The 5,865-nt window shown below is 69.8% G+C and carries 7 protein-coding genes; 2 read left to right on the top strand and 5 right to left on the bottom strand.

Annotated elements, in window-relative coordinates; genetic code table 11:
* Positions 1 to 174: 174 nt before the first annotated feature.
* A complete protein-coding gene (locus ACVOK1_RS20075; RefSeq protein ID WP_108767594.1) occupies positions 175 to 717 on the bottom strand; it encodes a DUF6630 family protein in 543 nt (180 codons plus the stop codon).
* A gap of 89 nt (positions 718 to 806) precedes the next feature.
* On the opposite strand from ACVOK1_RS20075, the gene ACVOK1_RS20070 reads away from it, so the two are divergent.
* The gene (locus tag ACVOK1_RS20070) at positions 807 to 1,055 is read left to right on the top strand and encodes a DUF3297 family protein (RefSeq protein ID WP_108767593.1); all 249 of its coding nucleotides are present in this window, start codon (positions 807 to 809) and stop codon (positions 1,053 to 1,055) included.
* 65 nt (positions 1,056 to 1,120) lie between these two features.
* On the opposite strand, the gene ACVOK1_RS20065 is transcribed toward ACVOK1_RS20070, so the two are convergent.
* The 4 genes from ACVOK1_RS20065 to ACVOK1_RS20050 form a co-directional block, all read right to left on the bottom strand.
* A complete protein-coding gene (locus ACVOK1_RS20065) occupies positions 1,121 to 2,770 on the bottom strand; it encodes a Na+/H+ antiporter (protein ID WP_108767592.1) in 1,650 nt (549 codons plus the stop codon).
* Between the two features lie 111 nt (positions 2,771 to 2,881).
* Entirely contained in the window at positions 2,882 to 3,535 is a 654-nt protein-coding gene (locus ACVOK1_RS20060) for an alpha/beta hydrolase (protein ID WP_481563057.1), read from the bottom strand.
* A complete protein-coding gene (locus ACVOK1_RS20055; protein WP_108767590.1) occupies positions 3,532 to 4,338 on the bottom strand; it encodes a dioxygenase family protein in 807 nt (268 codons plus the stop codon). Before ACVOK1_RS20055 ends, ACVOK1_RS20060 begins: the two co-directional genes overlap by 4 nt.
* Before the next feature lie 31 nt (positions 4,339 to 4,369).
* A complete protein-coding gene (locus ACVOK1_RS20050) occupies positions 4,370 to 4,780 on the bottom strand; it encodes a DoxX family protein (RefSeq protein WP_200752976.1) in 411 nt (136 codons plus the stop codon).
* Between the two features lie 95 nt (positions 4,781 to 4,875).
* Here ACVOK1_RS20050 and ACVOK1_RS20045 point away from each other — a divergent pair, with 95 nt between their 5' ends.
* Positions 4,876 to 5,757, top strand: a complete 882-nt coding sequence (locus ACVOK1_RS20045; protein WP_406233200.1) for a LysR family transcriptional regulator — start codon at positions 4,876 to 4,878, stop codon at positions 5,755 to 5,757.
* Positions 5,758 to 5,865: the final 108 nt, after the last annotated feature.

Here is a 5,865-nt window from a genome sequence, read left to right as displayed (position 1 = left end):
GCGGCGGGCTCGGGGGGGTGTGGGGTGGGGGGGGGGCGGGGGCCCGGGGGGGGGGGGGGGCCGGGGGGGGGCCGCGGGGGGGGGCGGCCCCGCGCCGCTACCGGTGGTGCATGGTCGGATGCATCCAGTAGATCCACGCCATGCGTGGATGGGGTTTGGGCCCGGCGCTACCGATCAGAACGGGTCGCTGCCCAGCCGCACTTCCAGGTTCAGCAGCGAGCACAGCGCCAGCAGCGCGTCGTCGTCGCGGGTCAGCGCCATCCAGCCGGTGAAGCCGTCGCTGCCCGCATCCACGCTCCACAGCGTGTAGTTGTGCTCGCGCAGGCGGTCGAAGGCGGTGGACATCAGCTGCACGCCGTCCAGGTCGGCAGCGAAATCCTCGTCGTCCAGGTCGCCGCCCCAGTCCAGCTGCAGGTTGAAGCGCGCCGACAGCTCGTTCACCGCCGACTGCAGCGATTCCAGGTCATCACGCTCGACCTCGAAGCCCGACTGCCAGGCGATGGCCGTGAACAGCGCCGGCACCCAGTCGCTGTCCGCTTCCAGCGGCTGCCCGTCCTCGGCCAGGTGCTCGCGCCACCGGTTGAACTGCTGCAGCGCCAGCTCCTCGTCGCCCGGATTGATCAGCACCAGCAGGTTCCAGACCCGCGCCTCGAAGTCGTCTTCGTCGAAATCGTGGGCGTCCTCTTCGAAGTCGAAATAATCGCTGTTGTCGGGCATGGCGGGCACTCCTTGGGGCAGGCCGGCATTCTACGGTTTATCCTGTGCCGCTGAAGCCGGCCTTGGTGGCCGTCACTGTGAATGAAGCGATGAGCGATACCCCTCCCGACCACCTGGCGATCAACCCGGCCAGCCCCTTCCATGATGCCAAGGCGCTGGAGCGCGGCGTTGGCGTGCGTTTCAACGACATCGAGCGCGACAACGTCGAGGAATACTCGATCAGCGAAGGCTGGATCCGCGTCCAGGCCGGCAAGGCCCGCGACCGCCGCGGCAACCCGATGACCATGAAGGTCAATGGCAAGGTCGAGGCGTACTTCCTGGACCAGAAGCCGGAATAATCCGCTCCCGGATTGCGGGGTCAGAGCCCTTTCCGGCGGAAAGGGATCTGACCCCAGCCGCCGCCTCAATCGCGCTTGCGCGATTCCAGCAGGTCGAGGTTGCGGATCAGGCGCCGCGAGATCTCGTCGGAGATCACCCCGCGCCGGGTCAGGCGGAACAGCTCCTCGCGCTCGGCATTCAGGCCGGCACTGCGCAGCTGGCGGTAGCCCTGCTCCATCCGGTTCACCTTCTCCGGGTCCACGTCGGGGCCGTCGCTGTCCTTTTCCAGATGGCGCTGGTACAGCAGGCTGACCCGCGAGGCAGCGTCGTTGTACAGCTGCACGTTTTCGGTGTTCTGGTTCATCACCAGCTGCTGGCGCATGCGCTCCACCCCGGCCAGGGCGGCCTTGGAGGACAGCTTGCGGGCCAGGTCCTCTTCCTTGCGTTCGCCCGAATCGGCCGGCAGCTGCAGGCCCTTCAGCAGCTGCGGCAACGCCACGCTGGCGCCGACCAGCGAGAACAGGATGACCGCCGCGGCCAGGAAGATCACCAGGTCACGCGCCGGGAAGGCGCTGCCATCAGGCAGGAACAGCGGCAGGGTCAGCACGCCGGCCAGGGTGATGGCACCGCGCACGCCGGCCACCGAGGTTGCCACCACGATGCGCCAGTTCGGCGCCTCGCCCCGCTCCAGGCCACGGCGGCGCGCGCGCAGCAGGTTCCAGCGCAGCGACAGCCACACCCACAGCAGGCGCAGCGCGATCAGCGCGGCATTGATGACCAGCACGTACACCAGCAGCCACCAGGCGCTCTGGTGGCCGGTCTCGTTCATGGTGGTGGTGGCGCGCTCGACGATGCCCGGCAGCTGCTCGCCCAGCAGCACGAACATGATGCCGTTGAAGCTGAACTGCAGCATGTTCCAGACGCCCGCACGCTGCACGCGCATGCTGCCCGACACGCGGCCGGTCAGCTCGACGTAGCTCATCGCGATGCCGGCGGCGACTGCCGCGAGGATGCCCGAGGCGTGGATTTCTTCGGCCAGCAGATAGGCCGCGAACGGGATCAGCAGGTTGACCAGCATCGCCGCGCCGGGCTCTTCGCCGAAGCGGCGCCACAGCCAGCGCTGGAACGTGGATACGCCGAGGGTGACCGCCACGCCCACCGCCAGGCCGGCCACGGCCACCCACAGGAAGGTCAGCGAGGCGGTGGCCAGCGAGAAGCTGCCGGTCATCACCGCCGCCACGGCGAAGCGGAAGCAGACCAGGCCGGAGGCATCGTTGAGCAGCGATTCGCCTTCCAGGATGTGCATCAGGCGCTTGGGAATGGGCGCCTTGGCGGCGATCGCACCGACGGCCACCGGGTCGGTGGGCGAGACGATGGCGGCCAGCGCGAAGCACACCGCCAGTGGCATCACCGGAATCATCCAGTGGATCAGCAGGCCGGCGCCGATGACGGTGAACACCACCAGGCCGAACGCCAGTTCGAGGATCGCGCCTTTATCGCGGAACAGGCCCTGTTTGGGAATGCGCCAGCCATCGAGGAACAGCAGCGGCGGCAGGAACAGCAGGAAGAACACTTCCGGTTCCAGCGCATGGCCGCGGTTGAACACGCCGGCGATGACCGCGCCCAGCGCGATCTGCACCAGCGGCAGGGGCAACGAGAATGGCAGGACGCGAACCAGGTAACCGCTGGCGACAACGGCTACCAGCATCGCCAGGACGACTTCGATGGTGTGCATGCTTCTTCCAGGAAGCGGCGCGTGGGGCCCGGGAAAAACCGGTGTGCGCCGGAGACTGGAAAAAAAGTTAACACAGCAGGCCGTCGCTGCGGCCCGCTGTGTGAATGCGCGTCAGGGCAGCGACAGCAAACGCTGCTGGATCCAGCCGCTGATGTCCCGCTGCATGTCCGCCGACAGCGTGTGGCCAACCGGGTAGCCACGCAGCTGGTGGGCCACGCCCAGCGCCTGCAGGCGCGCAGCCGCGGATTCGGCCAGCGTGTACGGCAGCTTGTCGTCGGCATGGCCGTGCACCAACAGACCGTCCAGCCCGGCATCGGCGATGCTGGCCGGCACGTGCGGGGCGATCTCCGGCAGGATGCGCCCGCACAGCACGCCGAACGACTTCACCCGCTGCGGCTGGGTCAGGGCGACGCTGGCACTCATGATGCCGCCCTGGCTGAAGCCGGCCAGCACGGTCTGCCGTGCGTCCACGCCCAGCCGCTGCTGCTGCGCCGCCAGCCACTCGCCCAGCAGCAGGCGCGACTGTTCGGCCTGCGCCGGGTCGATCACCGGCCCCTGCGCACCGAAGCGCACGGTGAACCAGCCGAACGCCTGCGGCCCGAACACCAGCGGCCCGCGCGGCAGCAGCACGTGCAGGCGCGGGTCGAGCGCCTGGGCCAGGCCGGCCAGCGACTGCTCGTTGCTGCCCACGCCGTGCAGCAGCACCACCAGGCCCTGCGCGGTGCCCTGCGCCGGGCGCTCCAGCATCGGCAGCACGGCGCTCATGCGGCCACCGCCGCAGCGCTGCCATCGAAGCGGTAGATATCCATCGCCAGCATGCCGGCGTCGATGCCCGCATCGATGCGCTGCGCACCGAAGCCGCCCTCGCCCGCCGCGCCCATCGCGAAGTACAGCGGCAGCAGGTGCTCATCGGTGGGATGCGCGCGCTCGGCAAACGGTGCCTGGCGGCGGTAGTCGAACAGCGCGTCGCGATCGTTGGCGGCCAGGCGCTGCTCCACCCATTCGATGAAGGGGCGCACGTACGGCGCTTCCTTGCCGTCCTGGTAATCGCGCCAGTCGTGCAGGTTGTGGGTGATGCTGCCCGAACCGATCAGCAGCACGCCCTGCTCGCGCAGCGGTGCCAGCGCGCGGCCCAGCGCGTACTGGTGCTGCGGGCCCAGCATCGGCTGGATCGACACCGGCACCACCGGGATGTCGGCCTGCGGGCGCAGCATGCGCAGCGGCACCCACGCACCGTGGTCGAGGCCACGCTGCGGGTCGATGGCCACCGGCAGGCCGGCGGCGGCGATGCGGCCGGCCACTTCTTCGGCCAGCGCCGGGTCGCCCGGGGCCGGGTACTGCAGTTCGAACAGCTCGCGCGGGAAACCACCGAAATCATGGATGGTCGGCGGCTGCGGGTGCGTGCCGACCAGCGGCTGGCGGGCGAGCCAGTGCGCCGAGGCGATGACGATCGCGCGCGGCGTCGGCAGGTCGCGGGCCAGCTCGGCCAGGCGCACGCCGACCTGGCCCGGATGCAGGGCGGTCATCGGCGAGCCATGGGAGATGTACAGCGAAGGCAGACGGGACATGGAAACCTCCAGGAAGTCTTTCATGGGGCGATCAGCGCGAACGCAGGGTCCAGCGGCCATCGCCCAGCAGGAACAGCACGACCAGGGCCACGGCCCAGAACGCCGGGTATTCCCAACCGCCGCCACTGTTGGCGAAGCTGAAACCGTTGGCACCGTGCACGGTGACGATGGTGCCCAGCAGCAGCGGCACGCCGAGCAGGCCGATCCAGCGCGCATAGACGCCCAGCAGCAGGGCGGTGGCGATGCCGAGCTCGGCAACGATCGTGAAATACCCCAGTACACCGGGCAGGCCCAGCGACTGGAAATAGGCCGCGGTGCCGGCCGGGGTGAACACCAGCAGCTTGGTCAGGCCATGGGCCAGGAACAGGCCGCCCAGCGCCAGCCGCAGCAGGGTGCCGGCGTAGGGGGCGAGCGGTGACAGCGGACGGGACGTGGTAGACATGGCAGGCACATCGGAAGGAGTGGGCACAGCTTATTGCGCTCACCAGAGCCGATAAATACGATGATCTGACCGTATTTGTTGCAGAAGGCGAAACAATGGACACCCTGGACGCCATGCGTGTGTTCGTCGCGGTGGTCGAGCGCAACGGCTTCAGTGCCGCCGCGCAGGCCTTGGACATGTCCACGGCCGGGGTGACCCGGCAGGTCGCCGCGCTGGAAAAGCGCTTGTCCACCCGCCTGCTCCACCGCACCACGCGGCGGGTCAGCCCGACCAGCGCCGGCGCGGCCTACTACGCGCAGTGCGTGCGCCTGCTGGCCGAGTTCGACGCACTGGAAGCCAGCATCGGCGCGCAGGCGCTGGAGCCCTCGGGCACGCTGCGCATCAATGCACCCGTCAGCTGGGGCATCGCCCGCCTCGGCCCGCTGCTGGCCGGCTACCGCCAGCGCTACCCGCAGGTGGAACTGGACCTGGCCCTGTCCGACCGGCTGGTGGACATGGTGGAAGAAGGCTACGACGTGGCCATCCGCATCACCCGCGAGCCGAGCCCGGCGCTGATCGCGCGGCGGCTGGGCCAGGCCCGCATCACCCTGTGCGCGGCGCCGTCCTACCTGGCCGCGCGCGGCACGCCGCACACGCCGCAGGAGCTGGAACAGCACGACTGCCTGGGCTACAGCTACTGGGCTTCGGGCAACCAGTGGCCGCTGCAGGGGCCGGGGGGCGAAACCCGGGTGACGGTGAACAGCATCCTGCAGGCCAACAACGGCGACGTGCTGCGCGAAGCGGCCATCGCCGGCATGGGCGTGATCCTGCAGCCGGATTTCCTGCTGGAGGACGCGCTGGCCGATGGCCGCCTGGTGCGCGTGCTGCCGGAATGGGAAGTGCCCACGATCGGCATCTTCGCCGTCTACACCAGCCGCAGCCACCTGGCACCGAAGGTGCGGAGCTTCATTGATTACCTGGTGGATGCGGGGGTGTGACCGGGCGTGGCGTCGGGCGGGCCGGCCCCCCCCCCGGCCCCCGCGCCGCCGCCCGCGGCTTGGGGCGCCCGCGCCGGCGCCCGCGCGCCGCCGGCCCCCCCCCCCCCC

It is taken from the genome of Stenotrophomonas sp. STEN087, from assembly GCF_056759115.1.
Note: the sequence above shows the minus strand (reverse complement) of the source record. Positions and strands in the feature narration are given on the sequence as shown.

Excerpts from the sequence above, each read along its gene's own strand:
- ACVOK1_RS20075 (WP_108767594.1), bottom strand. The coding sequence starts at position 717 with ATGCCCGACAACAGCGATTATTTCGACTTCGAAGAGGACGCCCACGAT.
- ACVOK1_RS20070 (WP_108767593.1), top strand. The coding sequence starts at position 807 with ATGAGCGATACCCCTCCCGACCACCTGGCGATCAACCCGGCCAGCCCC.
- ACVOK1_RS20065 (WP_108767592.1), bottom strand. The coding sequence starts at position 2,770 with ATGCACACCATCGAAGTCGTCCTGGCGATGCTGGTAGCCGTTGTCGCC.
- ACVOK1_RS20060 (WP_481563057.1), bottom strand. The coding sequence starts at position 3,535 with ATGAGCGCCGTGCTGCCGATGCTGGAGCGCCCGGCGCAGGGCACCGCG.
- ACVOK1_RS20055 (WP_108767590.1), bottom strand. The coding sequence starts at position 4,338 with ATGTCCCGTCTGCCTTCGCTGTACATCTCCCATGGCTCGCCGATGACC.
- ACVOK1_RS20050 (WP_200752976.1), bottom strand. The coding sequence starts at position 4,780 with ATGTCTACCACGTCCCGTCCGCTGTCACCGCTCGCCCCCTACGCCGGC.
- ACVOK1_RS20045 (WP_406233200.1), top strand. The coding sequence starts at position 4,876 with ATGGACACCCTGGACGCCATGCGTGTGTTCGTCGCGGTGGTCGAGCGC.